At 59.8% G+C, this 25,363-nt stretch carries 32 protein-coding genes; 17 read left to right on the top strand and 15 right to left on the bottom strand.

Annotation, left to right across the window (positions count from 1 at the left end):
• Positions 1 to 103 precede the first annotated feature (103 nt).
• The 3 genes from ACZ1II_RS01950 to ACZ1II_RS01940 all read left to right on the top strand — a co-directional run bounded on the left by ACZ1II_RS01950 (position 104) and on the right by ACZ1II_RS01940 (position 2,621).
• Entirely contained in the window at positions 104 to 667 is a 564-nt protein-coding gene (locus ACZ1II_RS01950) for a TetR/AcrR family transcriptional regulator (RefSeq protein WP_465144122.1), read from the top strand.
• The gene (locus ACZ1II_RS01945) at positions 668 to 1,576 is read left to right on the top strand and encodes a LysR family transcriptional regulator (RefSeq protein ID WP_465144121.1); all 909 of its coding nucleotides are present in this window, start codon (positions 668 to 670) and stop codon (positions 1,574 to 1,576) included.
• A 73-nt stretch (positions 1,577 to 1,649) separates the two neighbouring features.
• Positions 1,650 to 2,621, top strand: a complete 972-nt coding sequence (locus tag ACZ1II_RS01940) for an MBL fold metallo-hydrolase (RefSeq protein ID WP_465144120.1) — start codon at positions 1,650 to 1,652, stop codon at positions 2,619 to 2,621.
• A gap of 41 nt (positions 2,622 to 2,662) precedes the next feature.
• On the opposite strand, the gene ACZ1II_RS01935 is transcribed toward ACZ1II_RS01940, so the two are convergent.
• The 3 genes from ACZ1II_RS01935 to ACZ1II_RS01925 all read right to left on the bottom strand — a co-directional run bounded on the left by ACZ1II_RS01935 (position 2,663) and on the right by ACZ1II_RS01925 (position 5,216).
• The gene (locus ACZ1II_RS01935) at positions 2,663 to 3,214 is read right to left on the bottom strand and encodes a flavin reductase family protein (RefSeq protein WP_465144119.1); all 552 of its coding nucleotides are present in this window, start codon (positions 3,212 to 3,214) and stop codon (positions 2,663 to 2,665) included.
• Positions 3,215 to 3,280: 66 nt separating this feature from the next.
• Positions 3,281 to 4,042 (bottom strand): SDR family NAD(P)-dependent oxidoreductase, encoded by a 762-nt coding sequence (locus ACZ1II_RS01930; RefSeq protein WP_465144118.1) that lies wholly within the window; start codon positions 4,040 to 4,042, stop codon positions 3,281 to 3,283.
• Positions 4,043 to 4,319: 277 nt separating this feature from the next.
• On the bottom strand, positions 4,320 to 5,216 hold the full coding sequence (locus ACZ1II_RS01925) for a helix-turn-helix domain-containing protein (protein ID WP_465144117.1): 897 nt from the start codon (positions 5,214 to 5,216) through the stop codon (positions 4,320 to 4,322).
• A 207-nt stretch (positions 5,217 to 5,423) separates the two neighbouring features.
• Here ACZ1II_RS01925 and ACZ1II_RS01920 point away from each other — a divergent pair, with 207 nt between their 5' ends.
• The 4 genes from ACZ1II_RS01920 to ACZ1II_RS01905 all read left to right on the top strand — a co-directional run bounded on the left by ACZ1II_RS01920 (position 5,424) and on the right by ACZ1II_RS01905 (position 7,632).
• On the top strand, positions 5,424 to 6,254 hold the full coding sequence (locus tag ACZ1II_RS01920) for an SDR family NAD(P)-dependent oxidoreductase (protein WP_465144116.1): 831 nt from the start codon (positions 5,424 to 5,426) through the stop codon (positions 6,252 to 6,254).
• 18 nt (positions 6,255 to 6,272) lie between these two features.
• A complete protein-coding gene (locus ACZ1II_RS01915; RefSeq protein ID WP_465144115.1) occupies positions 6,273 to 6,575 on the top strand; it encodes a putative quinol monooxygenase in 303 nt (100 codons plus the stop codon).
• A 21-nt stretch (positions 6,576 to 6,596) separates the two neighbouring features.
• Positions 6,597 to 7,331, top strand: a complete 735-nt coding sequence (locus tag ACZ1II_RS01910; protein ID WP_465144114.1) for an SDR family oxidoreductase — start codon at positions 6,597 to 6,599, stop codon at positions 7,329 to 7,331.
• A gap of 61 nt (positions 7,332 to 7,392) precedes the next feature.
• On the top strand, positions 7,393 to 7,632 hold the full coding sequence (locus tag ACZ1II_RS01905; protein ID WP_283407062.1) for an Atu4866 domain-containing protein: 240 nt from the start codon (positions 7,393 to 7,395) through the stop codon (positions 7,630 to 7,632).
• A 14-nt stretch (positions 7,633 to 7,646) separates the two neighbouring features.
• Here the strand turns inward: ACZ1II_RS01905 and ACZ1II_RS01900 are convergent, their stop codons facing one another.
• Positions 7,647 to 8,558 (bottom strand): LysR family transcriptional regulator, encoded by a 912-nt coding sequence (locus tag ACZ1II_RS01900; RefSeq protein ID WP_465144113.1) that lies wholly within the window; start codon positions 8,556 to 8,558, stop codon positions 7,647 to 7,649.
• A 220-nt stretch (positions 8,559 to 8,778) separates the two neighbouring features.
• On the opposite strand from ACZ1II_RS01900, the gene ACZ1II_RS01895 reads away from it, so the two are divergent.
• The gene (locus ACZ1II_RS01895) at positions 8,779 to 9,231 is read left to right on the top strand and encodes a hypothetical protein (RefSeq protein WP_465144112.1); all 453 of its coding nucleotides are present in this window, start codon (positions 8,779 to 8,781) and stop codon (positions 9,229 to 9,231) included.
• Here the strand turns inward: ACZ1II_RS01895 and ACZ1II_RS01890 are convergent.
• The 7 genes from ACZ1II_RS01890 to ACZ1II_RS01860 form a co-directional block, all read right to left on the bottom strand.
• A complete protein-coding gene (locus tag ACZ1II_RS01890; protein ID WP_465144111.1) occupies positions 9,180 to 10,133 on the bottom strand; it encodes a zinc-binding dehydrogenase in 954 nt (317 codons plus the stop codon). The two genes, ACZ1II_RS01895 and ACZ1II_RS01890, sit on opposite strands and share 52 nt — an antisense overlap.
• Entirely contained in the window at positions 10,126 to 10,575 is a 450-nt protein-coding gene (locus ACZ1II_RS01885; protein WP_465144110.1) for an ester cyclase, read from the bottom strand. Before ACZ1II_RS01885 ends, ACZ1II_RS01890 begins: the two co-directional genes overlap by 8 nt.
• 17 nt (positions 10,576 to 10,592) lie before the next feature.
• The gene (locus ACZ1II_RS01880) at positions 10,593 to 11,363 is read right to left on the bottom strand and encodes an SDR family NAD(P)-dependent oxidoreductase (protein WP_465144109.1); all 771 of its coding nucleotides are present in this window, start codon (positions 11,361 to 11,363) and stop codon (positions 10,593 to 10,595) included.
• A gap of 22 nt (positions 11,364 to 11,385) precedes the next feature.
• Positions 11,386 to 11,985, bottom strand: a complete 600-nt coding sequence (gene wrbA, locus ACZ1II_RS01875) for an NAD(P)H:quinone oxidoreductase (protein ID WP_465144108.1) — start codon at positions 11,983 to 11,985, stop codon at positions 11,386 to 11,388.
• A 244-nt stretch (positions 11,986 to 12,229) separates the two neighbouring features.
• On the bottom strand, positions 12,230 to 13,000 hold the full coding sequence (locus ACZ1II_RS01870) for an SDR family NAD(P)-dependent oxidoreductase (RefSeq protein ID WP_465144107.1): 771 nt from the start codon (positions 12,998 to 13,000) through the stop codon (positions 12,230 to 12,232).
• A 39-nt stretch (positions 13,001 to 13,039) separates the two neighbouring features.
• Positions 13,040 to 13,636 carry an NADPH-dependent F420 reductase gene (locus ACZ1II_RS01865; protein ID WP_465144106.1) on the bottom strand — a complete coding sequence of 199 codons (597 nt, stop codon included), beginning with the start codon at positions 13,634 to 13,636 and terminating at the stop codon, positions 13,040 to 13,042.
• A 37-nt stretch (positions 13,637 to 13,673) separates the two neighbouring features.
• Positions 13,674 to 14,597: a pirin family protein gene (locus ACZ1II_RS01860; RefSeq protein ID WP_465144105.1), complete on the bottom strand. Its 924-nt coding sequence runs from the start codon at positions 14,595 to 14,597 to the stop codon at positions 13,674 to 13,676.
• Positions 14,598 to 14,697: 100 nt separating this feature from the next.
• Here ACZ1II_RS01860 and ACZ1II_RS01855 point away from each other — a divergent pair, with 100 nt between their 5' ends.
• The gene (locus ACZ1II_RS01855; protein WP_465144508.1) at positions 14,698 to 15,588 is read left to right on the top strand and encodes a LysR family transcriptional regulator; all 891 of its coding nucleotides are present in this window, start codon (positions 14,698 to 14,700) and stop codon (positions 15,586 to 15,588) included.
• A 242-nt stretch (positions 15,589 to 15,830) separates the two neighbouring features.
• On the opposite strand, the gene ACZ1II_RS01850 is transcribed toward ACZ1II_RS01855, so the two are convergent.
• Both ACZ1II_RS01850 and ACZ1II_RS01845 read right to left on the bottom strand, forming a co-directional pair.
• Positions 15,831 to 16,718, bottom strand: coding sequence for an SDR family NAD(P)-dependent oxidoreductase (locus ACZ1II_RS01850; RefSeq protein WP_465144104.1), 888 nt, complete (start codon positions 16,716 to 16,718; stop codon positions 15,831 to 15,833).
• Between the two features lie 76 nt (positions 16,719 to 16,794).
• Positions 16,795 to 17,529, bottom strand: a complete 735-nt coding sequence (locus tag ACZ1II_RS01845; RefSeq protein ID WP_465144103.1) for an SDR family oxidoreductase — start codon at positions 17,527 to 17,529, stop codon at positions 16,795 to 16,797.
• 234 nt (positions 17,530 to 17,763) lie between these two features.
• Between ACZ1II_RS01845 and ACZ1II_RS01840 the strand changes: the two genes are divergently transcribed.
• From ACZ1II_RS01840 to ACZ1II_RS01830, 3 genes are all read left to right on the top strand, one after another.
• On the top strand, positions 17,764 to 18,207 hold the full coding sequence (locus ACZ1II_RS01840; RefSeq protein ID WP_465144102.1) for a DoxX family protein: 444 nt from the start codon (positions 17,764 to 17,766) through the stop codon (positions 18,205 to 18,207).
• 61 nt (positions 18,208 to 18,268) lie between these two features.
• Positions 18,269 to 19,024 (top strand): alpha/beta fold hydrolase, encoded by a 756-nt coding sequence (locus tag ACZ1II_RS01835; protein ID WP_465144101.1) that lies wholly within the window; start codon positions 18,269 to 18,271, stop codon positions 19,022 to 19,024.
• 534 nt (positions 19,025 to 19,558) lie between these two features.
• The gene (locus ACZ1II_RS01830; RefSeq protein WP_465144100.1) at positions 19,559 to 20,167 is read left to right on the top strand and encodes an outer membrane protein; all 609 of its coding nucleotides are present in this window, start codon (positions 19,559 to 19,561) and stop codon (positions 20,165 to 20,167) included.
• A 789-nt stretch (positions 20,168 to 20,956) separates the two neighbouring features.
• On the opposite strand, the gene ACZ1II_RS01825 is transcribed toward ACZ1II_RS01830, so the two are convergent.
• Together ACZ1II_RS01825 and ACZ1II_RS01820 are read right to left on the bottom strand one after the other, a co-directional pair.
• Positions 20,957 to 21,430 carry a DoxX family protein gene (locus tag ACZ1II_RS01825; protein WP_465144099.1) on the bottom strand — a complete coding sequence of 158 codons (474 nt, stop codon included), beginning with the start codon at positions 21,428 to 21,430 and terminating at the stop codon, positions 20,957 to 20,959.
• Positions 21,431 to 21,500: 70 nt separating this feature from the next.
• Positions 21,501 to 21,773, bottom strand: coding sequence for a BufA1 family periplasmic bufferin-type metallophore (locus ACZ1II_RS01820; RefSeq protein WP_465144098.1), 273 nt, complete (start codon positions 21,771 to 21,773; stop codon positions 21,501 to 21,503).
• Positions 21,774 to 21,966: 193 nt separating this feature from the next.
• Here ACZ1II_RS01820 and ACZ1II_RS01815 point away from each other — a divergent pair, with 193 nt between their 5' ends.
• The 5 genes from ACZ1II_RS01815 to ACZ1II_RS01795 all read left to right on the top strand — a co-directional run bounded on the left by ACZ1II_RS01815 (position 21,967) and on the right by ACZ1II_RS01795 (position 25,133).
• Entirely contained in the window at positions 21,967 to 22,506 is a 540-nt protein-coding gene (locus tag ACZ1II_RS01815; protein ID WP_465144097.1) for a sigma-70 family RNA polymerase sigma factor, read from the top strand.
• Positions 22,503 to 23,144, top strand: coding sequence for a DUF1109 domain-containing protein (locus ACZ1II_RS01810; protein ID WP_465144096.1), 642 nt, complete (start codon positions 22,503 to 22,505; stop codon positions 23,142 to 23,144). The genes ACZ1II_RS01815 and ACZ1II_RS01810 overlap by 4 nt, the downstream gene beginning before the upstream one ends.
• A 74-nt stretch (positions 23,145 to 23,218) precedes the next feature.
• Positions 23,219 to 23,491, top strand: a complete 273-nt coding sequence (gene bufA2, locus ACZ1II_RS01805; RefSeq protein WP_465144095.1) for a BufA2 family periplasmic bufferin-type metallophore — start codon at positions 23,219 to 23,221, stop codon at positions 23,489 to 23,491.
• A 59-nt stretch (positions 23,492 to 23,550) separates the two neighbouring features.
• The gene (gene bufB, locus ACZ1II_RS01800; RefSeq protein ID WP_465144094.1) at positions 23,551 to 24,381 is read left to right on the top strand and encodes an MNIO family bufferin maturase; all 831 of its coding nucleotides are present in this window, start codon (positions 23,551 to 23,553) and stop codon (positions 24,379 to 24,381) included.
• Positions 24,378 to 25,133 carry an HvfC/BufC family peptide modification chaperone gene (locus tag ACZ1II_RS01795; protein ID WP_465144093.1) on the top strand — a complete coding sequence of 252 codons (756 nt, stop codon included), beginning with the start codon at positions 24,378 to 24,380 and terminating at the stop codon, positions 25,131 to 25,133. Before bufB ends, ACZ1II_RS01795 begins: the two co-directional genes overlap by 4 nt.
• Positions 25,134 to 25,363 lie beyond the last annotated feature (230 nt).

The following is a 25,363-nucleotide window of genomic DNA, read 5'->3' as shown; positions in this document are numbered from 1 at the left end:
CGTCTTTTTAGATTCGTGTCAAGAGATTGTCATGCAGGTTTTGAAGGAATAAAGAACAAACGTATTTTTTGAGGATCTTATGCCAAAGCGTGATGCCCAGCACATGAGCGCTCAACGCGAGCGCATCCTTCGCGGCACGATCGCGTGCATCTCGCGCAAAGGGGTCGAGGGGATGTCGCTTGCCGATATCCGAAAGGAATGTGAGGTCAGCACCGGTGCGATCTACACGCATTTCAGTAACAAGGAGGAGATCGTCGCCGAGGCGCTTCGCTACGGTTTGGTCTCGGGCAGCAGCTTCCCAGAGGACTGGCTGTCGTTCAAACGGATGATCGTCAATCTTGATGATCAGCTGGGTTTCGACATCGCCACTGTGGTGAAAACCCGGCTTCATCTGCGCGCCGAATGTGCCAACCCAGGTCGATTGCACGATCTCTACAAGCCGATCCTGGAAGAAGCGCTGGAAACGCTCTGCGCATTGCTGACGCAACTAGAGGCCAAAGGTGAGATCGCTCTCAAAGCACCGGCCCGGCAGACAGCTCTGGCGATAAGCAGCTTCATTGACGGCATGCTCTGGACGGCGTTGGCAATGGATCGCCCGCTGGCGGATTTGACGCCGGAACTGGCCGCCGGAATCGATAATTTCGTCGAGCCAAAGAAAGGCTCCTGATTGGAGTATCCTGAGCTCGATCTTGCGCTTCTTGTCACGCTCCGGACCCTTTTACAGGAGCGGAACGTGACCAGGGCTGCGACCCGGCTCGGACTATCTCAAGCGGGAATGTCGGGCAGGCTGGCGCGGCTGCGGGACATTTTCGACGACCCGCTCTTTGTCCCCGCATCCAATGGTCGCGGGGTAATACCCACCCCCCGTGCATCAGGCTTGGAACCTGCCCTCTCGAACCTGATTACGGGTGCGCTGGCGCTTGTCTCCGACGCAGACACTTTTCAGCCCGAAACCACCTCCCGGACGTTTGTCCTGGCGATGGCCGAAACACCTGCGGCGGTCCTCGGACCAGTATTGAGCCGAGTGATGCAGAACCATGCGCCAAGAGCCCGCCTGGCCATGGTGTTGCCCTCGCAAGATCCTGTTGCCGACCTCGAGAATGGACGTGTCGATCTGCTTCTCACTGGCCCTGAGACGGTCCCAGGGGACATGATGCAGCGCGTCCTCTGGAAGGACAAGTTCATGACTGCCCGATCGGTTAGCGCGTCAGGCATGCCACTCGACCTCGATTACTTCTGTGCCGCCGATCATGTGATCGTTTCCTCAGTCGGCACATTCTCCGCGATGGTCGACGACGCGCTTGCCAAGGCGGCGCGAAGCCGAAAGGTTGTAGCTTCCGTACAAAGCTATGCGATCGCGGCGATGATTGCTGCCGAAACCAACTATCTGTGCACCCTGCCAGCTCGTTTTCTCATGCGATTTGCTGACCGCCTCGATCTGGCTCCGCCTCCTCTCGAGTTGCCGGGACTGACGATAATGGCAGTCTGGCATCCGCGGATGAATGGTGACCAAGGTCATCGCTGGCTGCGCGACCGCATAGAAGCCGCCACCGCCTCCGTTCGCTCTGCCCGATAGGTCCTATAGCCTTCACACGACTCCGAGGACGCTGTTTGGTCACGATATGCCAGCCTCCATTGGAGGTACTATCATGATTTCAAAGAAGGTGAGGACCGCCGCAGCGCTAATGGCGGTCGCTTCGATTTCGGTAGCGAACGCGCAAGAGCTTGGGCCACACACATCGACAACGATCGCCATGGAGCGGGACCAAGGCGTCCGCACGATACAGGTCGGCGCGGCAACCGTCTTCGCGCTCTACGACGGATCTGTTCCTTTGAAGGCGGCCGATCTGCTCAAGGGCGAAAGCCCGGATACCATAAGGGCACAGCTCCGGGCCGCAGGGGAAAAGGAAGAGGTCGTAACGTCGATCAATGCCTATCTCATCCGCACGGGTAAGCGGTTAGTCCTCGTCGACACGGGGGCTGGGTCTCTGTTCGGGCCGAACGGCGGCAGCTTGATTACCCGGCTTAGATATGCCGGGTACGGGCCAGGAGATGTGACGGACGTATTGATCACGCATATCCATACGGATCATTCTGGTGGTCTCGCGAAAGACGGTAAGTCCGTTTTCCCAAATGCGCTAATCCACGTTTCCAAAGAGGATTTCCGGTTCTTTTTTGAACCCGGTAACCTGCCATCCGACATCCCTGTTCGCTTTCACGACGAGGCCGTTGCAGCTCTTCAATCATATGTAGACCAGGGACAGGTCAGGACATTTTCCAGACCGGCGCAGATATTGCCTGGAATTCGCGCCATCCCGGCGCGGGGCCACACGCCGGGGCACAGCATTTACGAGCTTAGCAGTAAGAAGGAGACCATCGAGTTTCTGGGCGACATCGTTCATGTGGGCGCGGTTCAACTACCCCATCCTGAAGTAACGATCACCTTTGATGTAGACCAGTCCAAAGCCCAGCAGCAGCGTCTGGCCCAGTTCCACCGCCTTGCGAACGACAAAAAGCTCATAGCCGCAGCGCACTTGCCCTTCCCGGGAATGGGCTACCTGAACCGAAGCAATAACGGCTTTGCATTCACGCCTGCCCAAGTGAGAGGCCTTGAACATTGAGCTGATTGTAACCCTGCCGCCGCCCGCTTCTTGGGCGGCGGCTAAAGGTTTTCCGGCCGGAATCGCTCAGTGAAAGCAAGCTCTTCGCCTGCGACCATGAAAGTGCCGTTGCCGCGATAATGGAGCGTTCTTGGCGCCTCCACATCGGCAACATGAGCTTTCACGACCTCCCAGATGAAGAAGCCATAGTTGGAGATCATGGCATCGTCGTAGAGTCTGCATTCGAAGCTCGCATAGCACTCGTCCAGAAGCGAAGCCGCGACAACCTTGCCGCGCCGCGGGGTCAGGCCCGTCACCTCGAATTTGTCGCCGTCGCGCGCATGCCGATTTCCGATTTCCACCACTTGGTCGGCGATTTCAGCCGTCGGTACGTTGATGACACATTCTCCGGACCTGCGGATCAGATCCCTGCTTTCATTACCTTCCCAGATGTAGCAGCCGACCAGGGCAGGCGAGAATTGCAGCATGGTGTGCCAGCCCAATGTCATGATGTTGGAGCGGGAACCGTGCTGGGAGGTGATCAGGACGATCGGGCCAGTCTCAAGGTGCTGGCGCACTGCGTACAGCGGGAAGTTCCGTTTCGAATACGTCACGATAGATTTCCTGTTCTTGAGCGGTAGGAGGCGGATGGCGCCTTCCGGCACCATCCGCCTGCTGACTTAGCCGATTACGACGCTCATACCGCCGTCAGCCATGACCACCGAACCGACGATGAAGCTGGCTCGATCGGAGGCGAGGAACGCCACGATCTCGGCGATTTCCTTCGGGTCGGCAGCGCGACCGATTGGCGCATTCTGCCCATGCTCGGCCAGGAATTCGCGGCCGTCGTCGCGGAAGTGATTGAGCAGGTTGGTCACCACGTCGCCCACGCCGATGGCGTTGACGCGGATATTGTGCTCGATCGCTTCGAGCGCCTGCGTGCGGGTCATCTGGGCGATGGCCCCCTTCGAGGCAGTGTAGGCTGCGATCCCGGGGAAGGCGAAGTAGGCGGCATAGGAGGCGATGTTCACGATCGCACCCGAGCCATTCTTCATCATCGCCTTCTGGGCCTCGCGCGAATGCAGGAAAGCGCCGGTGACGTTTGTCTGCATCTGCCATTCCCACTCGTCGCGGGAAAGATCGACTAGGTTCTTGTAAAGAATGCGACCGGCGTTGTTGACGAGGATGTCGAGCTTGCCGAAGGTATCGACCGCAAGCGACACGGCCTGCTCGGCAACTCCATCGACGGTGATGTCGGCAACCAGGGCAATGAGGCCATCGCGTTCGAGATCCTTCACGGCGGGGTCGATATCTTCTGCAACGACCTTGGCGCCGCGCGAATGCAGCAATTCTGCGATTGCCCGGCCGATGCCGCTGGCTGCGCCCGTGACGATGGCAACCTTGCCCTCAACTTCATTCACAGTGTTCACGATGTTGGTCATGATCAAACTCCATCCGGGATCGCTGGAATAATGCCGGATTTGACGATCCCTTGATCAATCCGGCTCCGTCAGAAGACGTGAGCTGGATATGACACTTGGCGACCGACGCTTCTCTCGGAGCCTTGCGAAAACTGTCGGAGTTTTGCTCAAACTTTTGAAAGTGGGTCTGATGCGCTGCCTTGCAGGGCTTGAGCCGTTACTGATCGCTTCAAAGCCCCCGATTGCCTGCAAAGGAGCGACTAATGGCCTGCAGGTGGTCAAAGCAGGCTATGTTAGCTTATGCGTCTCGATACGAGCGGGGCGATACCCCCGTCTCCTTGCGGAACACCTGTGCGAAATGGCTGGGGCTGGAATAGCCGACTTCAAGTCCCACAGAGATGATCGGTTGGTCGGTTTCCCTGAGGAGCTGTCGCGCCCGACTGACGCGCAGGCGGATAAAATATTGCGATGGCGCGAGACCCGTGGCTTGTTTGAACTGGCGGCTGAAGTGAGCGCTGCTCATTCCTGCAGCCTCCGCATATTGCGCCAGATCAAATTCCTCACTGAGAGATTCTTCCATCTGCTCAATGACTCGGCGAAGCCGATAGGCTGGAAGAGCGTTCCGCCGCTTGGCGCCATCCCTAGCTTCGTCTCGATAACGCTGAACAAGACGGATCGCGAGCGCTTGGGCGATGCTCTCGAGATACAGCGGGCTCGGCTCCCTTGCCCCCGCAATCTCTGCCTCGATCAGCTCTATGTAGCGCCCTAGTTGATCGTCCCTGGCGCCGGAGACCTCGGAGAGAAGTGGCCGATGGCGGCATCCGAGGACCTCGGCGCCAGCCTGTTCCATGAGCGGTAGTCCAAGATAGAGATGCATTACTTCGAACATGCCTTCATCAAGTGATCTCCAGCGCAATTCATATGGCGCGTCGGAATCCGTGATGAAGAAATCACCAGCGGCGACCCGAGCGGCTGTCCAATCGCCGCCAAGCTCCCGCTCTTCGACGACTGCAGAGCCTTTAAGGACCCAGACTATGAGCGGTTCCGCGACCGCTGGCACAAGGAAGCCGTCCTGTTCACTTTCTCGGGCGAAAATCTGAGCAATGACGCTGCGCATCGCGCGATCACGCCCGTCCGCTAGGAGCCGTCCCCGAATATGCCTGTCCAGCGTCTCTGCTGCAGTCCGGTCGATCACGTCCTGGCCTTCTCTGTCTCCACCTACATCACGCCCTGTTCTCTTCCAAGTTGAGAGCAGCACTGCGCACTCGGAAAGTGCCGGCACCACAACTGATTTATAAGCGTGGCTTACAAGGTTCGTCGAGCAGCAGCGGATTATATCCGCCTAACCATCGGAATAGATAGGTCTCAACGGCGCAGACGCGCGAAGCTTCAGGAGGTTTCCATGGCGCAGAAGACTTGGATGATTACCGGTATCTCAAGAGGACTGGGTCTCGCTCTTGCTACGGCCGCACTGGGCCGCGGCGACACTGTCGTTGGCACGACCCGCGATGGCCGATTTCCCACCACCCTTTCATCTGATCGCCTCCACGTGCTGCCTCTGATGATGGGCGAATTATCGCGGGTGGAGCAGATATTCAGTGACGCTGCGGAGCTTACCGGTCCCATTGATGTCCTGGTCAATAATGCAGGATTCGGCCTGTTGGGTTCGATCGAAACAGCAGCGCAGGACGAAATCGATCAGATTTTCAACGTCAATGTGTACGCGCCTCTTGCCTTAATTCGAGGGGCTCTTCCCCTCATGAGGGCACGGGCCCACGGTCATATCGTCAACATCTCGTCGGTTGCCGCGATCGCACCGGCACCAGGGTCGGGGATCTACTCCGCCACAAAAGCTGCGCTTTCGGCCGTGTCAGTTAGCCTGGCGCAGGAGGTTGCTCCGATGGGCATCTGGGTCACCAACGTGTCCCCCGGTTCTTTCCGGACCGAGTTCCTTTCCGAACAGTCGGTTCGGCGCACGGAGCGAAACGTCGATGATTATGCGGCAACGAGCGGCAGGGCTGTCACCGGTCTCCTCAACAAGGATGGCAAGCAAATCGGCGATCCACAGAAGGCCGCACAAGCCATTCTTGCCGCCGTAGACGCCGATGAGCCGCCGATTGATCTCGTTCTGGGATCGGATGCCATCGCGCGTACGCGGGCGCGCCTCGATCGGTTCGAGGACGATCTGCGGCAGTGGGACGACGTATCCACCTCCACCGATTTCACGATCTAATCAGAAAGGAGAAACTCGATGCCCGAACATACCAACCTCGCACAAATCCGGGCAAAGGCCGGACAGACCGACGCACTGGGCGCCGCCCTTCAGAGCCTTGTTGCTCCCTCGCGCGAAGAACCCGGGTGCATCATTTATCAGGTTCATCAGAGTACTGAGGATCCTGCGCTCTGGATGGTCTACGAAGTGTGGCAGTCTTCGGATGATCTCGCCAACCACTTCACCCTCCCGCACATGCAGGCGTTTGTCGCCAGGGTACCCGAACTGGTCGAAGGTGACCTCGACCTCAAATCCTTCACGCGCGTCGGGCCAACGGCCTGATCCAGAAAAAGGGATTACGACATGCACAATGTTGCAGGGAAAATTGTCCTGATCACTGGTGCCAGCAGCGGCATTGGCGAGGCAACCGCGCGTCTTTTAGCCAGTCATGGCGCCAAGGTCGTCCTGGGCGCGCGCAGAACTGATCGACTGGACAAGCTCGTCGAGGAGATCAGGGCACAGGGCGGCGTGGCAGAGGCGCTCAAGCTGGACGTCACCGACCGCGCCAGTGCGGAAAGCTTCGCCAAGGCCGCCCTTGACACGCACGGCCGCATTGACGTGATCGTCAACAATGCCGGCGTGATGCCGCTCTCCCCGATGGCCTCCCTGAAGGTTGACGAATGGGACCGCATGGTCGACGTCAACATCAAGGGCGTGCTCTACGGCATTGCGGCGGTGCTACCTATCATGAACGCCCAAGGGTCGGGGCATATCATCAATGTCGCTTCGATCGGCGGGTTGACGGTTACACCTACCGCTGCCGTGTATTGCGCCACGAAATTCGCGGTGCGGGCGATCTCCGAGGGCCTTCGCCAGGAGAATGACAAGATCCGCGTCACGATTGTATCGCCCGGCGTGGTGGAATCCGAGTTGGCTGACAGCATCTCGGATGAGAAGGGGCGCGAGGAGATGAAGACGTTTCGTGCAATCGCGCTCAAGCCCGAAGCGATCGCTCGCTCCATCCAGTTCGCCATCTCACAGCCTGATGACGTCGATACGACCGAGATGGTCGTTAGACCCACGGCGGCACCCTATTGAACTGGCAGGCGGGCCGGCTATCCCGTCCGCCTAGCTATAATTCCGATCCAGGCGAGACACGATGACGCAGCAACACAAATATGCCGGAATGTGGGTGACGAAGGACGGCTACATCCGCCATGAGCTTCTCCCCAATGGCCGCTATGACGAAGCCCGAGGGAAGAAAAAGAGCGCCTACCAGGGGCGGTATGAGATCTCAGGTGATCACATTGACTATTGGGATGACACCGGCTTTACCGCTGATGGCGATTTCAAGGACGGCATCCTCTACCATGCCGGCATGATCCTTTACCGAGAATAGGTTTGAGGCGAGGGTTATTCCCTCGCCTTCATTCGTATGAAGTCAATGAAAGCGCGCAGAGCCGGGGCCATCTGGCGTTGCTTCGGGTAGCAAAGGAAATAGCCCGGATAAGAGGCGCAATAAGGGTCCAGCATGGCGACCAGGTCGCCTCGCGCGACAAGATCATCGGCCTCCCTGTTCGTCGCAAAGGCGATACCGACATGATCGAGACAGGCCCGCATCATCATCGGTCGATCGGTGGCGATCAAAGAGCCGCTGACAGCCAGTTCGAACCACTCGCCATCGCGATTGAACTCCCAGTTGTATGGAAGAGGGCGCCCGGCCCAGCGCCAGCGAATGCAGTTATGGCTGAGCAAATCCTCAGGCTTTTCCGGCACCGCGCGGCCTTCAAGATAGCGGGACGTCGCAACTGGAAATTGGCGCAATTCGCCGCCAAGCTGGACGGCAACCATATCCCGTTCGACAACTTCTCCCGGCCGCAGAGCGATGTCCCATCCACCAGCCACGATGTCCACCGTGGCATCGTCTACCGTAACATCGAGAAGGATTTCCGGGTATTTTTCATGGAATTCGCCAAGGATCGGCTCGATATGCGCGGTGGCGGCTACCCGGGCGGCGTGAACCCTTACCGTCCCGGCAGCGCTGTCCCGGAAATGCGATGCGTTCGCCAGAGCTGCTGCGATCTCGTCCATGGCAGGGCGGAGGCGCTGCAATAGCGCATCCCCTGCAGGGGTCAGGGCAACGCTGCGGGTCGTCCGATTGAAAAGCCGAAGAGACAATCGCTCTTCCAGGTTTCGGATCGTCTGACTGAGCGATGACGGCGTGATCCCGAGCTGCTCAGCCGCGCGAGAGAAACTGGCGTGTTCCGCGACGGACACAAAGGCACGAAGTTGCGCAAACTCGCTGCCCTGAACCGTCGGTGTCATCGTGTACCTCACTTACGCCCGCACCATGACATTATGCTGCGCGTGCGAATAAACCAAGATGTTCGGGCGAGTTTATGTGGCTTGGCCGACGTAAACCGCCCAAGACCAAAGGCTGCATTTTGAGGTCCTGCTAACAAAGCTGTGTCTCCCTCATTGGATTAATGGCGCGTGGTCGGTTCGCTAGATTGCCTCTCAGACATCATCATCGAGGCACGCCATCATGCATTCCGATCCCCAGGCATTTCGGCCCGCCGCGTCGCCGGACTTTCTCCCCCCAAAGCAGCTTTCGCGGCTCGAACAGCAGGTCGTCATGCTCTCGCTACGCGATCCCCGGTCCAGCCTTCGCAGACCGTCGAAATGGGAGGCTCGATGGAAAAAGCTTTTCGGTGTCGAGATTCCCAATCCGCTGGCCGATCCTCGCCTCGAAGCGCTGCGCCGTTTCTCGGTGCTGATGCGCATTGATGGATATTCGATGCCTGCGAAGGAATATCGCAGGCTTAGCGAGGCGGGGTTCGATGAAGTGATCGCAGACCAGGTTCATGCGTTGGTGTCAGGGCGATCGTCCGCTTCGACACCGCAGCTGGCTGGCGACCCGCACCTAGCCGTTGCCGCCCAATCGGATCAGGGAACGAGGACTGGGTTTGGGCCTATCGTGCGATCGGCGATCGCCTGATGTGCAACTGCGGCGTCTTTCAGGGCATAGCGATCCAGCTGGATTTCTCCGAAAGTACCGTCTCTCCAGCGCGCGAAAATCTCGGTGGCGGCTGCTTCCAGAATGGCCCCCTTTACCGCCGAGGCGGCGCTCGCATGCTCGACACGGATCCGCCGATCCGTCACCAACCTCTCGTCAAATGCCGCCGGGCCTGATGCCGCGCCGATCGTGAAGATTGCGCCTCCCTCTCGCACGGCCTTAAGAGTGGCATCGGCGGTAGCACGTCCCACAAAGTCGTAGACCACGTCGACGCCATCGGGGGCGAGTGCCCGGATTTCGGATCCGAGATCAGGGGTTTCGGAGGCGAGGCGATGACCGATATCAGCGGGAAGCCGCTCGAGCTTGGCGGCGGAGCCAACCGCAATGACGAGCGCCCCAAGCTTCTTGGCCCAGCGCGCCACCAGCGATCCCACGCCACCGGTTGCGCCCTGAACAAGAACAACATCACCGGCTTTAACTTGATGCAGCCTTCGAACAGCCAGCCACGCGGTTACCCCCTTGGTCAACAGACCCGCGGCCAGTTGCGTCGGGACATCCTGCGGCAGCATCACCAGCGGCGCGGTGTCCATGATCCGCTCTTGAGCGTAGGCTCCTGGTGCGAAGAAATATGCGACCCGGCTCCCTGGCTGGAAACCGCCAACATTGGCACCGACTTCGATTATTTCGCCGGCTCCTTCTACGCCATTCACGAATGGCAAGGATACGCCGAACGTGCCGCTGCGGAACATTGTATCGAGGAAGTTCACACCGATCGCGCCATGCCTGATCTTGACCTGGCCCGGCGCAGGGGAACCCAAGGTTTCCTGCTCAGCCACCAACACTGCAGGGCCGCCGACTGTATGCATGCGGATGACATCAGACATGATCGGGTTCTCCGACGGGCAGCGGGTCGATTACACCGATTTGCTGCAGGACCGAGTAAAGGTTAGCCACCCCCCAATGCTCCGTGATCTGACCGTCGATCACCTTCATGGCATCCACGGTTTCGAAGCTGACGCGTGTGCCCGTGCCCGCATGCCCCAGAAAAGTACCGAGATGGGTGCCACGATAGGTCTTGAAGGTGGTGACGATATCGCCGTCAACCTTCTGCCAGTGGATCTCCGGCTTGAAGTCAGGGAATGCTTTCCGAAGGCGCTTGTAGAGGACCAATACGCCAGCCTTGTCGCGGGTACCGCCGGGCTGGGGAGTATGATCGTAGAAGTCATCCGAGAAGAGCTGGTCGAACAGGTCGAAGTCGCCTCCCCCCTGAACTTCTTCCGTGTTGCGGCGGACCACCAGTTTGGCGGCTTCGCTAATGTCGTTCATGTCATATCTCCTATGAATCAGACTTCAAATCCGCCGATGGTCATGCCGCCGTCGACCACCAGCAGCTGTCCGATGACGTAGCTTGCAGCGTTCGAGGCCAACCAGATCGCAGCCTCGGCAATCTCTTTCGGGTCCGCACCGCGTTTCGCGGGAATGGCCGTGCGAGCGAGCTCAGCGAAGCGGGGGTTCTGGTGGCTGTTTGCGACAACCATCGGTGTCTCGGTCCAGCCTGGCGCGATTGCATTGATCCGGATGCCGCGGGCGGCGTTTTCCATGGCCGCTACACGGGTCAGTCCATGCACCCCATGTTTTGAGGCGGCATAGGCACTCATCCCACCCGGGCCGGTTACAGCTGCAACGGAGGCGGTGTTTACGATCGCTCCACCACCACTCTTCAGCATTGCCGGAATCTGGAACTTCATGCCCAGGAAAACGCTGCGCAGGTTCACCGCCAAGACACGGTCAAAGTCATCGACCGGATAGTCCTCGATACGATGGGTCTCGCCCGTAATGCCGGCATTGTTGAAGGCAATGTCGAGACGACCCGCCCATCCGAGTACATGAGAGGTAAAACGCTCGACGTCGCCTTCTCGAGAGACATCGATCTCCGACAGGCTGAAGCGAAAGCCCTCCGATGTGACAAGCTCACTTGTCTGCTGCAGCCCTGCCATATCACGGTCGGCGCCAAAGACCCGGGCGCCCGCTCTTGCGAAACCGAGCGCCGCTTCTCTGCCGATGCCGGAACCGGCCCCGGTTACGATGACAACTTTGTTCTGCAGGTCTACCATCGGAGGTCTCCCGTGGTGCGGCTTAGCCGAAGAGCTTGGCTGCGGTTTTTGCTACGATTTCACCCTGATGGCGGGCACCATCGAGTTCGATCTGCGAAGGCTGCCGCGAGCCGTCACCGCCGGCGATCGTTGTGGCGCCGTAAGGTGCGCCTCCGACGATCTCGTCCATGCTCATCTGGCCGCCATGGCTGTAGGGCAGGCCTACGATGGTCATCCCGAAATGCAGCAGGTTGGTGATGATCGAGAACAGCGTCGTCTCGTTGCCACCGTGCTGGGTAGCCGATGACGTGAAGGCCGCGCCAACCTTGCCGTTCAGCGCGCCGCGTGCCCAAAGGCCGCCTGCCTGATCGAGGAAGGCCGCAAGCTGGCTCGACATGCGGCCAAAGCGTGTGCCGGTTCCCACGATGATTGCATCATAGTCGGCAAGTTCGTTGACGGTGGCGACCGGAGCGTCCTGATCAAGCTTGAAATGCGCGCCGCGGGCGATGTCCTCGGGGACAGTTTCGGGGACGCGCTTCACGTCCACGGTCGCTCCAGCGGAGCGAGCGCCTTCGGCGATTGCCTGGGCCATCGTTTCGATGTGGCCATAGGAAGAATAATAAAGAACGAGAACCTTAGCCATTGTGCAGATCCTTGAGAGAGGAGTTGGAAAAGAGCGTCTGTGTGAGACTGTTTTGACAGCCGTCTCCTGGTTCGAAAATCCGAATACGATCGACGGCTATCATCGAGAAAATCGACAAGCACGGCGTCGCCACCTGCGGTGAGTTGCCATGCGATCTACCCCTTTCTTCATCGACGCCAACGCGACGCCGATAAAAAGAGAACGTTCCGTCTTTTATCGTCGGTGTCAAGCGCGCATCTGATCCTCAGATTACCGCCAGCAAGCCGCCATCGACTTGAAGAGCAATGCCAGAGACATAGCTCGACAGTTCCGAGCCCAGGAACGCGACAGCGTCACCTATCTCGGAAGGCTTTCCAAGCCTGCGCAGCGGAGTGCGTTGGCGAAAGCCTTCGCTCGCGGCAGCGATATCGGGCGTGCTGCGCAGAAGCTCGGTGTCGATTGTCCCAGGAGCAACGGCGTTGACGCGGATGCCATCGGGCCCCAGAGCGTCAGCCAGGGCCTTCGCCATCAGCACGACACCGCCTTTGCTCGTCGAATAGGCGACAGTGATGCCGGCACCAACGAGGCCTCCCATGCTGGCCATCAACACGATGCTGCCGGCTTTGCCCGATGCCTTCATCTGACGCGCAGCCGCCTGTGCGCCGAACAGCGTTCCATCTAGGTTGATGGACATGAGACGCCTATAGTCTTCTTCCGTTACCTCCGCGCCATCAGTGCGGAGGGATATGCCGGCATTCAACACCATGACGTCCACGCCGCCGAATTGATCTGCCGCAGCGACCAGGTGATCATTGTCGTCCTTCTTCGAGACATCGGCCCGGACGAACAGCGCCGGTACGCCGAGCGCCTCGATCTCTTGCGTAGTGAGAGACCCGCCCTCACGGGGTGCCTCGATGATGTCGGACACGATCACGGCCTTCGCTCCATGCTGGGCCGCCGAGATGGCGATGGCACGGCCGATACCGCTGGCAGCGCCTGTGACGACGACAGTCTTGCCGTCCAGAATGTTGGACATGGAAATTCTCCTTGGCGCCATTGCGCCTTTGCTTGATGATCAGCCCTGCTTGATGAGGCTGTGGACCATGAGCGCCCCGCCGAACTGCTGCAGGCGGCCGCCTTCATCGATGCGACCAAGGTTGATGGCCGTGTACCCGAGCGCTTCGATCAGCTGCGCAGCTCTCGCCGATGCGCCGGGATCATTGCTGGCGTGGAAGATGGTGCGCTTACCCGTCGCGGAACCAGGCTCCTGGGCGAGGACAGCTGCGGGAAGCGTGTTGAAGGCTTTCACGATCGCAGCCCCGGGCAACGCCGAAGCGACGATGTCGCTCGAAAGACGGCCCCCTAGGTCTGCGGGTGAGAAGTCCGTGAAGTTGATCGCATTGGTGGCGTCGATGACCACGCGCTCGCTCCAGTCGGATGCCAGAGCCGCGACATCGGCAACAGCGGAAAATGGCATTGCGAGGATAATGGTGTCCGCTTCCACCGCTTCGGAGAGTTCGACTGGGCGAACGCTGGATCCCAGTTCCTGCGCCAAGCCGGCAAGTGAGGCGGGCCCCCGAGTGTTGGCAATGAGGACAGGCGTGCTGGTCCGAGCAAACTGACGAGCCAGAGCGGTGCCAATCGCGCCCGAGCCAATGATCGAATAGGTCATGATGAATATCCTTTTTTGAAAAAGTTGAAGGAGAGGGTCAGGCCGCGCGAGGCGCCGTGACGGGAAGAGGGATGAATTCGGGGTCACCGGGCACGATCGGAAAGCGACCGGAACGCCAGTCATCAGCGGCCTGCTCGATCCGTTCGAAACGGCTCGAGACAAAGTTCCAGTAGATGTGTCGCTCACCTTCGAGCGGCTCGCCGCCCATCAGCATCACCCGCGTGTCAGATGCCGCGCGTAGGACGATCTCTGAGCCGGGTTTGAAGACGATCAACTGGTCTTTGATGAAGCGGCCATCCTGGCCCTCGACTTCGACTTCACCGCTGACGACATAGGCCGCGCGCTCGATATGATCGGACGCCAGTTTGAAGCGTTTGCCTGCGCCCAGTTGCAGATCGGCGTAGAGGGTTTCGGAGAAGATCGGCGTCGGCGACGTTACCCCTGCCAGGCCGCCGGCAAGCAGCTTGAGATGAACACCGTCCTCGGCAAGGCTAGGGAGAGCCCCTGCTTCAACATGCTTGAAGCCGGGATCTGCTTCCTCCAACTCCAGCGGCAATGCCAGCCAGGTCTGGAAACCGAACATACGAGCTTCGCGGTCGCGGAAACCCTGCCCACTGCGTTCGGAATGTACGATACCACGTCCCGCAGTCATCAGGTTGACCTCGCCGGGCTGGATCGTCTGGAAATAGCCTTCACTGTCCCGGTGATCGAGCTCACCCTCGATCAGGTAGGTAAGCGTGGCGAGACCGATGTGCGGGTGGGGGCGCGTATCAACGCCTTCCCCAGACCGAAAGACAGCAGGTCCGAAGGCGTCGAAAAATGCGAAGGGTCCCACCATCCGGCGCTGGACCGAAGGGAGAGCCCGGCGCACATCGAAGCCGCCGAGATCACGCACTGCCGGCAGTATCACCTGCTCGACGAGTGCCGGATTTGCTTGGAAAGTCATGTCTTGTTCCTTCATCGTCGGCGGTAAGCCAGTGGCGATGTCGGAGAGTTATGCGTTTCCTTCCGTCTAAAAAACCGGCATACGATCGGTGATTAGGTTCGAGGAATTCGATATGATTAGTGAGCCCGGCACTCCTACGCTTGACCAGCTAAAGGTCTTCCTGACGGTCGTGGACGTGGGGAGCTTTGCCGGCGCGGCACGGCAGCTCAATCGCGCCTCCTCCGTTGTGAGTTATTCGATTTCGAACCTCGAGGCACAACTCGGGCTGACACTGTTCGACCGAGAGACGACCCGCAAACCCCAACTGACCGAAGCTGGACGCATGGTGCTTGCTGAGGCTCGCCGGGTGGCCGGCGGTATCGACAGCCTGCGAGCGAAATCAAAGGGCATGCTGCAGGGCCTGGAATCCGAGCTTCACATCGTGCTGGATACCTTGCTGCCCGAGGAACGGGTAGTCGATGCCCTTACCAGTTTCCGCGAACAATTCCCGACTGTGACGCTTCACCTGTACGTCGAATCTCTGGGCTCGGTAACGAGGCTGGTAATGGAGCGGATTGCCACCATCGGCGTCGCTGGCCCGCTGGTCAACGTAGATGGCATCGAAAAGGAGGGGATCGGCAGCGTGCGCATGATCCCCGTTGCCGCGCCGAGCCATCCCTTGGCGATAGCAGAGGAGAATCTGCCAGGGGCAGGTCGCGAACATGTCCAGTTGGTCCTTACCGACCGGTCGGCGCTGACCAAGGGGCGCGACATTGCTGTGGTGGGGACCAGCACCTGGCGCCTCGCGGACCTCAGCTCCAAGCACATGCTTCTCAAGGCCGGTATCGGATGGGGGAATATGCCTGAGCCGATGATCGCGGAAGATCTCCTGACCGGGAGGCTGGTGAAGCTGGAGATGCCCGACAGCATCGGTGGTGACTATGTGATGGATGCGATCTACCGGACAGACAGCCCCCCCGGTCCAGCAGGGCGATGGCTGATACAACGCTTCAAGGATCAAGCATAAGCTGGGGCTGGAATGCCGTCAGTTTTCAGAAGCGACCTGCGAGGTTAGGAAGCAGGCTGTTGGACATGAAGGGTAGCTCAGTCTTGCTGCTCGACGGCAAGGATAGCCCGTAAAGGCGCTTCTGAGCGTTGCTGGCTGTACCCCTTGCCATAAGCACTGGATGTGATCGCGATGACCATGCGGCGACTTGGAGCTTCGGTGACAGGAGCCGCATGAACGCTCCTGTCACCCGATGCTTCGCACTAGCCCAGTTCAAGAAGGCGATCGAAGCCCATGATACGGAACACGCGCTCAGTCTGCGCCTGTGCGACGCTATTCACCGGCTCGGCGCCATAGTCTGAATAATCGACGGTCGTTCGCATCGGCTTGCTGCCGCGCGGCAGAGCAAGCACGCGGGCAATCTCATCCGCAACGCCTTGAACAGGAGCATCGCAGCCGCCGCGGAACAGATGACGCAAACCGGGCTCATATTGGTCATATTCTGCCTGGAGCTTGTCGTACCCGGCAACCGCCGCTTCATCCGCCGGAAAGACGGCGGTAGCGAAATGGGAAGTCCCGTCCATGAAGACGCCGGGCATGACGATCACCGTCTCGATCCCGAGGGGGCCTACTTCATAGGCCGTCGCCTCTGCGACGGCGTCCATGGCGTACTTGCCGGCTACATAGGGCATCATGAACGGGGAAACGATCCTGGTGATACCGCTGCCGACGTAGAGCAGGACGCCCGAACCATGCTTGCGCATGTGCGGAAGCGCCGCTCGGTTTAGGCGATGAGCACCCACGGCATTGGTATTGATGCTGTCGGCGAGTTGCTCGGCCGTGAAGCCTTCTGCCATGCCGATAAAAAGGTGAGCCGCATTATGGATCACGACGTCGAGGGAGGGAAATTCGGTAAGGACTTGTGCGACAGCGGCGTTACAGGAATCCTGGCTATGGATGTCAAGGTCGACAACCTTTACGGTCCCGCCGCATTCTCGAGCGAAAGCTTCCAGACCTTCTCGCCGCGCGCTGCTGCGTCCGTGCGGGTCGCGAACACCTGCATAAACGGCATAACCTTCTTTGATCAGGGTTTGGGCCGTCAGAAGTCCCATACCTGAACCGGACCCAGAGATGAGGACTGTCTTTTTCATTTCGGAAAACTCCTCGATTTCATCGCACGCCGGCTCATCGAACCGGCGCTTTGCGCGTGCTGTTGGTTGCGATCGATCAGAGTGCGGACGCGGTCGGGCGAACGATCATCTCGGTGGTGTCGACGTCCGCAGGCTGCTCGACAGCAAAGCGGATTGCCCTGGCGATGGCGAACGGGCTGATCGCGACCTTGCGATATTCCTTCATCTCCTCACGCCCCTTGGGATCGGAGATCGAGTCTGCCAGTTCAGATTCGGTCACACCCGGGCTGATCACCGTCACGCGAATCTTGTCGTTTTCCTGGCGTAGACCTTCGGAGATCGCCCGGACTGCGAATTTGGTCGCACAGTATACCGCTGCAGTGGGAGAGACGACGTGACCGCCCGTCGAGGCGATGTTGATCACGTGACCGAAGCCCTGTTCATTCATGACGGGGAGCACAGCTGCGATGCCGTAGAGCGTTCCCTTGATGTTGACGTCAACCATGCGGTCCCATTCGTCGACCTTCAGAGCGGCCATCGGAGACAACGGCATGACGCCAGCATTGTTGACGATCACGTCGATCCTGCCGAACCGGACCCGGGCTTCCTCGGCAAATGCTGCAACCTCTGCCTGATCCGTCACATCCAGCGCTTTCGCCAATGCCTTGCCACCGGCGGCTTCGATTTCCTGGACCAGTTTTTCAAGACGCTCCGTGCGGCGTGCGCCCAGCACAACCGTGGCTCCTGCTTCGGCGAGAGTGCGAGCTGTGGCTTCACCGATACCGCTGCTTGCGCCCGTGATCAGTACGACCTTGCCATTGAGATTCTGCATGGGATCAATCCTTTCACTTGGTTGGTGAAGCGGATGTATCCCGGCGAACGGTCACCGATAATCGCATGGAAAACATCAAGCTTTGTTAGCAGGACATGCATATTCCATCCGGCTAGTCGATTTTCTCGATCCTAAGCGTCGATCCTATTCGTCTATTTTGAGCAGCTGAGCAGTGCCATTTGGACGTCAGCAGCGGTCGCGGTGACCGGCTGAACCAGACGAAAGAGACATCCAATGAATACTGCAACTGTCAGCCCCGCCCAGACCTTCTCGGGCGCAAACACGAACGCCAATGGCGCTTCCTATGCTGCCCTCGCCGGCCGCGTACTGATCGCTCCGCTCTTTCTGCTTTCTGGCGTATCCAAGGTGGCCGCCCCCGCCGCAACCATCGGCATGATCGGAAGCGTCGGCCTTCCCCTTCCTTCGGTCGGCTTCGGCCTGGCTGTTTTGGTCGAGATCCTCGGCAGCGTCGCTCTCCTCGCAGGCTATCGCACCCGATTGGTAGCTGCAGTCATGGCCCTGTTCACGCTCGGCGCCGCGCTCGCCTTCCACAACAACCTCGCCGATCAGAACCAGTTCATCCATTTCTTCAAGAACATTTCGATCATCGGCGGCCTTCTGCAGATCGTGGCCTTCGGTGCCGGTCGCTTCAGCCTGGATGGCAAGGCGAGCCGCTGAACATGCCCTCGGCACGGCCGAGCCGTGCCGAGCATTCCAGCTTCGATACAGGACCAAGTTTATGAAACGTACAATCCCTTTCCTGGCGGCCGTAGCGGCAATGGCCTCTGGTCCTTCAACCGTCAGCGCTAAGGACACGAGCCACATCCATAACGTGGTCCTGGTACATGGCGCCGCGATGGATGGATCGAGCTGGCGCAAGGTCTACGACATTCTCGTCCGCAAACATTACACCGTATCGGTCGTCCAGCTCCCCCTGTCGGGTCTTGACGCTGATATCGCGGCCACCCGCGCCGTCATAGCCCGCCAGAATGGCCCGGTAGTGCTGGTGGGGCATTCTTACGGCGGGGCCATCATCACTGTCGCTGGCGAAGATCCAAAGGTGAAATCACTCGTCTATGTCGCGGCCATACAACCCGACGCAGGTGAATCTGTTGGTGAACTCAATGCCAGATGGCCGCTTCCAAGCCATGTGCTGATGGTCGACGAGACGTCGCTGATCGTTGATCCCGCCATGTTCGAACATGACGTGGCTAGCGATTTGTCTGCAGACGAGGCACGCTATCTCGCTGCTGCTCAGCGCCCTACCGCGGTAAGCGGTTTTTCCGCAAAGTTGCGAACGGCAGCATGGCACGCAAAACCGAGCTTCGGCATCGTCGCACAGAATGATCGCACGCTTTCACCTGAGATGCTGCGAACTCTCTACCGCCGCTCGCATACGGTGGCCGTCGAGTTTCCAGGAAGTCACCTGATCCAAATTTCGAATCCCCGCGCGGTTTCCGATGTCGTCGTCAAGGCGTCGAAGGTGGATTTCTGACTGGCTACCGTGCCCGCTAGGATGCCTGATTTGTAGCGCCACTATGTGGCTTCGCTAACAAACCTTGGCGCGAACGACGCGATTATTTCCCTGAATATTGCCCCCTATTCTGTCCGCATACGGCCGAGGATGGACATGTCCGCCGTTGGCTTCGGAGGATGACATCATGAACAGAAATCAAGAGGTGAGCCATGACGTAGCTTTGATCCTAAAGCCTCTGGTATGCGATCTCTGCCCTGACACGTTCCACAGCAGCACTCTGGTCTTGAGAGATAGGGGGCTTCAATGAAATGGATGCCTGTTCTTCTGTCGCTGTGCGGCTTCAATGCCGGGCAAGCCACCCAAATTACCTATACCCTTGAGTTCATGATCGCCGAAATTCGCCAATTTGGCGGTCGGTGAACCAGCTCAAAGCTCGGAAATTCCCCAGCAACCCGTGTGCCCAGAAGCAACCGCTGTCTGCGGAAGCGCTGGCGTGCGCCCTGTCTCCATCAATCAAGTCTGCGTACTCAGCACTTTCAAAGGATCATTTTCATGAAAAAGCTCATCATTGCATCCGCCGCTCTGCTCGCTGCGTCGGGCATTTCGGCTGCAGCCTCCGCAGAGCCGTTCAACGGTCCCTATGTCGGCGCACAAATTGGTTGGGATCACGACGACGCCGGAAGCGTCGGCACTTCGGTCGGCCGAGTGAACTCATCCAATGAGCACGACGCCTTCATCGGCGGTGCGTTTGTCGGCTACGATTACAAGATCGCGCCCAAGGTAGTGATCGGCGCCGAAGCGGGGTTCAGTGTAGGCGCCGATGACGCGCTGTCTGGCGGCGCTGCAGGTAGTGCCCTTGTTCTCGATCCGAAATACTCCATCGATGTCAGCGCTCGAGCCGGTTACCTGATCCAGGAAAACACGCTCGTGTACGTCCGCGGCGGATATTCCAATGTTCGTGCCAATGTGCGGCTGACTGAAGCTTCGGGAATTCGCAGCGGGAAGGACAACCGGGATGCCTGGATGGTCGGCGGCGGCGTTGAGCACGCAATCACGCAGAACATCTCTGCTCGTCTGGAGTATCGATATTCAGATCTGAGTGAGGGCCACGGGTCCTGGGATCGGCACCAGGTGCTCCATGGCGCAGCCTATCGCTTTTAACTGATCTTCCTTCGTGTTCGGTCCAGGGTGGGCTTTAGCCCCACCCTGGGGACAGCAATCTCCTCGCCCGAGGCAGTCTTCAGGCCCCAAAAGTCTGAGATAAATTTTGTCTACTTGAATTACGGCAATGCGTGCAAAACCGGACGTGCCGAGTTGTGCTCGGGAGCGGCAGTATTGTCGCAGCCCCGGCCATAACCGGACTGACCGCTCGTAGGCGCGAGACTCTTCCAATTGAGCGGCTTGGATGGGCGCGTACCTGCCAAAGCCCCTGCCCCACTGCCTATTCCAAAACCGCCGACAGAGCTGCCGTTCAGCGCATCACCTGCCAACCCTCAAAGCTGCCTTCCGTTCACCAATCTTCGCCCTCTTCTGAACGACCTAATGTGCCGATAGCTGGCATTTAGGCGGCGTTGGCTGCCGATCCAACCCAGACGCTTGGCGCCAAAACGCCGTTTGGTAAATGCTGAGGTTCCGCCCTTGCGACTGCAGAGCGGTATCCGGCAAGCAGGTCAGCTGCGCGCAATTTTCGGTAAATCGGATGTCTATGGCGTTATCTTTCCAGTCACGGTGAGCTTGTGGGCTGTTTGGAATTATCGCAGCATCTTGCTCATTGCAGCCTCGACATGACCATCGATTGTGCTCGCGTCACCGTGGCTAATAAAGCCGATCTGGTCCTGGTTTGAAGGCAGGGTGGCTGGGCGGGACGACGCTGATCTATGAGAATCTGGCGGTCGTCATGTTCCACGTGGCATGTGGTTGTATCGAATGACGGCTGCCTTGGCCTCGAGGTCATGCATGTCGAGGTTCTTTCCGGGAAAAGTAAAATGAAACTGTGGCGAGTCGGTCGAGCGACCATGCCCCGCCTCCGCGGGCGATGAGTGGGAGCAGGAGCCCTGCCCAGCTCAGGTGCGTCGGCCAGGCATCGGGATAGACGAAAATCTCGATCACGCACGTCATGCCCAACAGCGCGAGGGCCGCAGACCGAGTGAACAGACCCAGCACCAGCAGCAACGGGAAAAGATGCTCCGAATACGTCGCGAGGTGGGCGGCCGTTACCGGATCGATGAAGGGCAAGGCGTATTCGCTGCGGAACAGCTCATAGGTGCTGTCGGTGATGGAGAGCATGCCCTCCACCTTCGTCCGGCCCGACTGGAAGAATACGGCAGCGATGCCGCACCGGGCAACGAGCAGCAGCGCTGCATCTGGCAGAGCGTCCTTTACACCGTTGCACACGCGGCGGTAGATCTGAAGGGGGGATGCCATGGTGATCCTCTCAATCGATGGGCCACGCCGCCCGCAACGGGGCGGCGCCGTCCTTCTCAGGCCTGGTGATTCAGGCCTTGGGGCTCAGCGATCCCATGCCCTTGGGTGTCTTGATCGTGGTGCAGGTTCCGGCTTTCACGAGCTTCCAGGCATTGCCCTGGTAATCGACCTTCGAAGTGCCCGCGCAGCTGGTCCCGGCGCCAGCCTTACAGTCGTTCTTTCCAGCCTTGGCGACGCCGTAGCACTTTTCCATCGGTACTTTCGCGTCATCCGCGGCATGAGCGCCCGCAGCGGTGAGGGTAAGGGCCAGGGTGGCGGCGAAAGCGGCATGAGTGCGGTTCATCGGATTTCTCCTTGAATTTTGGTGACTGAAAGACTGTTCAGGGCCGCATCGGTGGATCGGCGGTCCATGCCGGGGCTTACGCAGCGGTGCGCAGGCCGGTTACACAGAGTTCGGCAGAAAGTTTTTCTGATGGATGTCCGCTCGGCGTGTAACCTTGCGCCACCATGCCGCGTAGACATGTGCTGGAGGCCGAATGCAGGCGAGCGAAGCACAACTCAGACATTGGATGACCGCAGGTCTCGATGGCGACGCCGCGTCGCACGAGGCGCTGTTGCGCGCGCTCGTGCCGCTGTTGGGGGCCTTTTACCGTCGCCGGATGCGCGACGCGCAGGACGATGTCGAGGATCTGGTGCAGGAAACGTTGATCTCGGTACATGGCAAACGGGCGACTTATGATCGCGACCGGCCGTTCACCGCCTGGCTCTACGCCATTGCCCGCTATCGGCTCATCGACCATTTTCGCAGGCGGCGCCTGTCGGTTTCGATCGAAGATGTCGAGACGATCCTGATCGTCGAGGGGTTCGAGGATGCGGCATCGGCGCGGATGGACGTGGACGTGCTGCTTTCCACCCTTTCCCCCAAGCAGGCGCGCGCGATCCGAGACACACATATCGATGGCCTCAGCATATCCGATGCCGCCGCCGGCGCCGGCATCGGGGCATCGGACGTTAAGGTATCCGTCCATCGTGGACTGAAGGCGCTCGCCGCGCGTATCCGGGGAGAGCGGACATGAAGACCGATGACCTCATCCGTTCCCTGAGCCGCGACGTGCCGCGCGTATCGCGCAGTGCGATGGGCCGCAGGATCGGCCTTGGCATCGTGGGCGGCGGACTCATTACGGCACTGCTGGTGGCTATGGTGCTGGGCATCCGGCCCGATCTCCACACCGCGATGCACGGCTTCTCGTTCTGGATGAAGTGGACCTACACCGCTTCGCTGGGGATAGGCGCGATCTTTGCCGTCATTCGCCTATCGCGCCCGACATCCTCCGGCTTGCGCGGATTGTGGTGGCTGATCGTACCGGTTCTGCTCCTTGCCGGGATCGGCATCGCCGAGCTTGCCGCCACCCCGTCGCGCGAATGGCTTGGCATGTGGCTGGGCGCGAGCTGGAAGGTATGCCCGTGGCTGGTGCTGACGCTGGCAATGCCGATCTTCATCGGCCTGCTGTGGTCGTTCCGCCGTCTTGCGCCCACGCGGCTGCGCGAAGCGGGCGCTGCTGCGGGACTTGCGGCAGGGGCATGGGCGGCGACGATCTATTGCCTGCACTGCCCCGAAGTATCGGCGATCTTCGTTCTCACCTGGTACAGCCTGGGCATCCTGTTGGCCTCACTTGCCGGAGCCTTTCTGGGGCCGCGTCTTCTTCGTTGGTAGTTATGTGTAACCGGTGGCGCCGGGCCTGCGTAGGAAAAGGGCCAATCCGGCAGATCTACATACAGGAGAGCATCATGACCCCATCCAAAACCACTGCCACCGCAGGTTTCGCCGCCATCGCCGCCCTCATCGCTCTGTCCGGCGCCGCAGCCACCACGCCTGCCTTCGCCAAGAGCAGCGCCAAGCAGGTGGAATGTTTCGGCGTCAACGCCTGCAAGGGCCAGTCGGACTGCAAGACCGCTAGCCATGACTGCAAAGGCCAGAACGACTGCAAGGGACAGGGTTTCAAGTCCGAGAGCGCCAAACAGTGCGCAGCCGATGGCGGCAGCCTGACCCCGCCGAAGTGATCGACCGGCCCGGCTGTCGCTTCTGTCGGTGGCCGGGCTGTCTTTTCAGGAGCGATACGATGTTCGCGACCCACCAGTTCGGCCTTGGCCTGCGCAAGCCGCACTATACCGATTTCCTGGACGGCGAAGCAGCCGTCCCGGTCGATTTCGTCGAGGTGATCTCGGAAAATTTCATGGTCGATGGCGGACGCCCCCTCGATGTACTGCGCCGTGTGCGGGAGCGTCACCCGATGGCCCTGCACGGCGTCTCGATGTCGATCGGCTCGGCAGATGGTCTAGATCTGAACTACCTCGGGCGCCTGCGCTCGCTGGTCGACGCGATTGATCCGCTGTTCGTCTCAGATCACCTGAGTTGGTCGCGAATCTGCGGTTTCAACTCGCACGACCTGCTGCCGCTGCCCTATACGGCCGAGGCGCTGGACGTGGTCTGCGCCAATATCGATCAGGCGCAGGACTGTCTGGGCCGCACGATCCTGATCGAGAACCCTTCGAGCTATCTGGCACTTGAGGGTGAGATGAGCGAATGGGCCTTTCTCGCCGCGCTGTGCCAGCGGACCGGCTGCGAGCTGTTGCTGGACGTGAACAACATCCATGTCAGTGCTCGCAACCACGGGTTCGATCCCTTCGCCTACCTTGCAGGCATTCCGGCGGGCAAGGTGCGCCAAATCCATCTGGCAGGCCATAGCCAGGGCCGCGATCTACTGATCGACACTCACGACAAGCCGGTGCCGCCGTCGGTCTGGTCGCTCTATGCCGAAGCGATCGCCCACGTCGGCCCGGTTGCGACGATGATCGAACGTGACGACGCGATCCCCCCGCTTGCCGACCTGCTGGCCGAACTGGACACGGCACGCCGTATTGCCTGCGATCCGGCGAGGAGGGCAGCATGAGCCTTCGGGCCCTGCAGGCAGGATTCCGCGAGTGGCTCACCAACGAAGCGCGGCCCAGTCCACTTTGCGCAGCCCAGTTCGAGGCGGGCTTAAGCATCTACCTCAATAACTACCGTGCCCAGCTGATGGACTGCCTGCAAGAAAGCTATGGCATCGTCCACGCTTGGCTGGGCGATGCCGCTTTCGAGGCTGCGGCAGCCACGCATATCGACCGCGCCGCGCCGACCAACTGGACGCTCGATGCCTACGGCGCGGACTTTGCAGTCACGCTCCGGCGGCTCTATCCGGGCGATCCTGAGGTCGCGGATCTGGCTGTTCTGGAACACGCGTTGGCGCAGGCCTTTACCGCGCCGGATGTCGCCGCAGTCGATCCGGCCAGTCTGGGCGCGATCGACTGGGATCACGCCCGGCTGCACTTCACCCCCAGTCTGACACTGCTGACAACGACCAGCAATGCCGCCGCGATTTGGTCGGCCCTTTCGCAGGACACCCCGCCACCGGCAGCGCAGCCGCTTCCTGAACCGACGACGATCCTCGTCTGGCGTGAAGGGTTCACGCCGGCCTTCCGCACACTCGATCCGGCCGAAGGGCGAGCGTTGGCAGGCCTGAAGGAGGGCCAGACGTTTGGCGCGTTCTGTGCCGAATTGGTAGCGCATGTTGGGGAGGAGGCAGGCCCTGCAATGGCAGGCGCCTACCTCGGGCAATGGCTGTCCGACAGCATCGTAGCCGAAATAGCTGCCGCTGAACTGTGACTTGGCAAAGTTACGTTGCGTAGGTCTTCCTGGAAAGGATGGAGCTATTATCGCGGATTTGAGCAGACTGCCGACTGCTGCACTGTTCCTTCAGGGAGACGGGGCCGCGGTGCCGCTTCGGCTGATCGCCGGCTTCGGCTTCTTGGAGCATGGCTTCTTCTAACTGTCGCGCGGGCCTGAGCACTCCGAGACGATCCTTCATGGCATGAGCGGCAGGATCGGTTTCGGAA

It is taken from the genome of Novosphingobium sp. BL-S-20 (assembly GCF_055521635.1).
This window is presented reverse-complemented; position numbering and strand designations above follow the sequence as displayed.

What these genes read in the sequence shown, in the direction of transcription:
- ACZ1II_RS01950 (WP_465144122.1), top strand. Translation starts at nt 104, where the DNA reads ATGAGCGCTCAACGCGAGCGCATCCTTCGCGGCACGATCGCGTGCATC.
- ACZ1II_RS01940 (WP_465144120.1), top strand. Translation starts at nt 1,650, where the DNA reads ATGATTTCAAAGAAGGTGAGGACCGCCGCAGCGCTAATGGCGGTCGCT.
- ACZ1II_RS01930 (WP_465144118.1), bottom strand. Translation starts at nt 4,042, where the DNA reads ATGACCAACATCGTGAACACTGTGAATGAAGTTGAGGGCAAGGTTGCC.
- ACZ1II_RS01920 (WP_465144116.1), top strand. Translation starts at nt 5,424, where the DNA reads ATGGCGCAGAAGACTTGGATGATTACCGGTATCTCAAGAGGACTGGGT.
- ACZ1II_RS01915 (WP_465144115.1), top strand. Translation starts at nt 6,273, where the DNA reads ATGCCCGAACATACCAACCTCGCACAAATCCGGGCAAAGGCCGGACAG.
- ACZ1II_RS01910 (WP_465144114.1), top strand. Translation starts at nt 6,597, where the DNA reads ATGCACAATGTTGCAGGGAAAATTGTCCTGATCACTGGTGCCAGCAGC.
- ACZ1II_RS01905 (WP_283407062.1), top strand. Translation starts at nt 7,393, where the DNA reads ATGACGCAGCAACACAAATATGCCGGAATGTGGGTGACGAAGGACGGC.
- ACZ1II_RS01900 (WP_465144113.1), bottom strand. Translation starts at nt 8,558, where the DNA reads ATGACACCGACGGTTCAGGGCAGCGAGTTTGCGCAACTTCGTGCCTTT.
- ACZ1II_RS01895 (WP_465144112.1), top strand. Translation starts at nt 8,779, where the DNA reads ATGCATTCCGATCCCCAGGCATTTCGGCCCGCCGCGTCGCCGGACTTT.
- ACZ1II_RS01890 (WP_465144111.1), bottom strand. Translation starts at nt 10,133, where the DNA reads ATGTCTGATGTCATCCGCATGCATACAGTCGGCGGCCCTGCAGTGTTG.
- ACZ1II_RS01885 (WP_465144110.1), bottom strand. Translation starts at nt 10,575, where the DNA reads ATGAACGACATTAGCGAAGCCGCCAAACTGGTGGTCCGCCGCAACACG.
- ACZ1II_RS01880 (WP_465144109.1), bottom strand. Translation starts at nt 11,363, where the DNA reads ATGGTAGACCTGCAGAACAAAGTTGTCATCGTAACCGGGGCCGGTTCC.
- wrbA (WP_465144108.1), bottom strand. Translation starts at nt 11,985, where the DNA reads ATGGCTAAGGTTCTCGTTCTTTATTATTCTTCCTATGGCCACATCGAA.
- ACZ1II_RS01870 (WP_465144107.1), bottom strand. Translation starts at nt 13,000, where the DNA reads ATGTCCAACATTCTGGACGGCAAGACTGTCGTCGTCACAGGCGCTGCC.
- ACZ1II_RS01865 (WP_465144106.1), bottom strand. Translation starts at nt 13,636, where the DNA reads ATGACCTATTCGATCATTGGCTCGGGCGCGATTGGCACCGCTCTGGCT.
- ACZ1II_RS01860 (WP_465144105.1), bottom strand. Translation starts at nt 14,597, where the DNA reads ATGAAGGAACAAGACATGACTTTCCAAGCAAATCCGGCACTCGTCGAG.
- ACZ1II_RS01850 (WP_465144104.1), bottom strand. Translation starts at nt 16,718, where the DNA reads ATGAAAAAGACAGTCCTCATCTCTGGGTCCGGTTCAGGTATGGGACTT.
- ACZ1II_RS01845 (WP_465144103.1), bottom strand. Translation starts at nt 17,529, where the DNA reads ATGCAGAATCTCAATGGCAAGGTCGTACTGATCACGGGCGCAAGCAGC.
- ACZ1II_RS01840 (WP_465144102.1), top strand. Translation starts at nt 17,764, where the DNA reads ATGAATACTGCAACTGTCAGCCCCGCCCAGACCTTCTCGGGCGCAAAC.
- ACZ1II_RS01835 (WP_465144101.1), top strand. Translation starts at nt 18,269, where the DNA reads ATGAAACGTACAATCCCTTTCCTGGCGGCCGTAGCGGCAATGGCCTCT.
- ACZ1II_RS01830 (WP_465144100.1), top strand. Translation starts at nt 19,559, where the DNA reads ATGAAAAAGCTCATCATTGCATCCGCCGCTCTGCTCGCTGCGTCGGGC.
- ACZ1II_RS01825 (WP_465144099.1), bottom strand. Translation starts at nt 21,430, where the DNA reads ATGGCATCCCCCCTTCAGATCTACCGCCGCGTGTGCAACGGTGTAAAG.
- ACZ1II_RS01820 (WP_465144098.1), bottom strand. Translation starts at nt 21,773, where the DNA reads ATGAACCGCACTCATGCCGCTTTCGCCGCCACCCTGGCCCTTACCCTC.
- ACZ1II_RS01815 (WP_465144097.1), top strand. Translation starts at nt 21,967, where the DNA reads ATGCAGGCGAGCGAAGCACAACTCAGACATTGGATGACCGCAGGTCTC.
- ACZ1II_RS01810 (WP_465144096.1), top strand. Translation starts at nt 22,503, where the DNA reads ATGAAGACCGATGACCTCATCCGTTCCCTGAGCCGCGACGTGCCGCGC.
- bufA2 (WP_465144095.1), top strand. Translation starts at nt 23,219, where the DNA reads ATGACCCCATCCAAAACCACTGCCACCGCAGGTTTCGCCGCCATCGCC.
- bufB (WP_465144094.1), top strand. Translation starts at nt 23,551, where the DNA reads ATGTTCGCGACCCACCAGTTCGGCCTTGGCCTGCGCAAGCCGCACTAT.
- ACZ1II_RS01795 (WP_465144093.1), top strand. Translation starts at nt 24,378, where the DNA reads ATGAGCCTTCGGGCCCTGCAGGCAGGATTCCGCGAGTGGCTCACCAAC.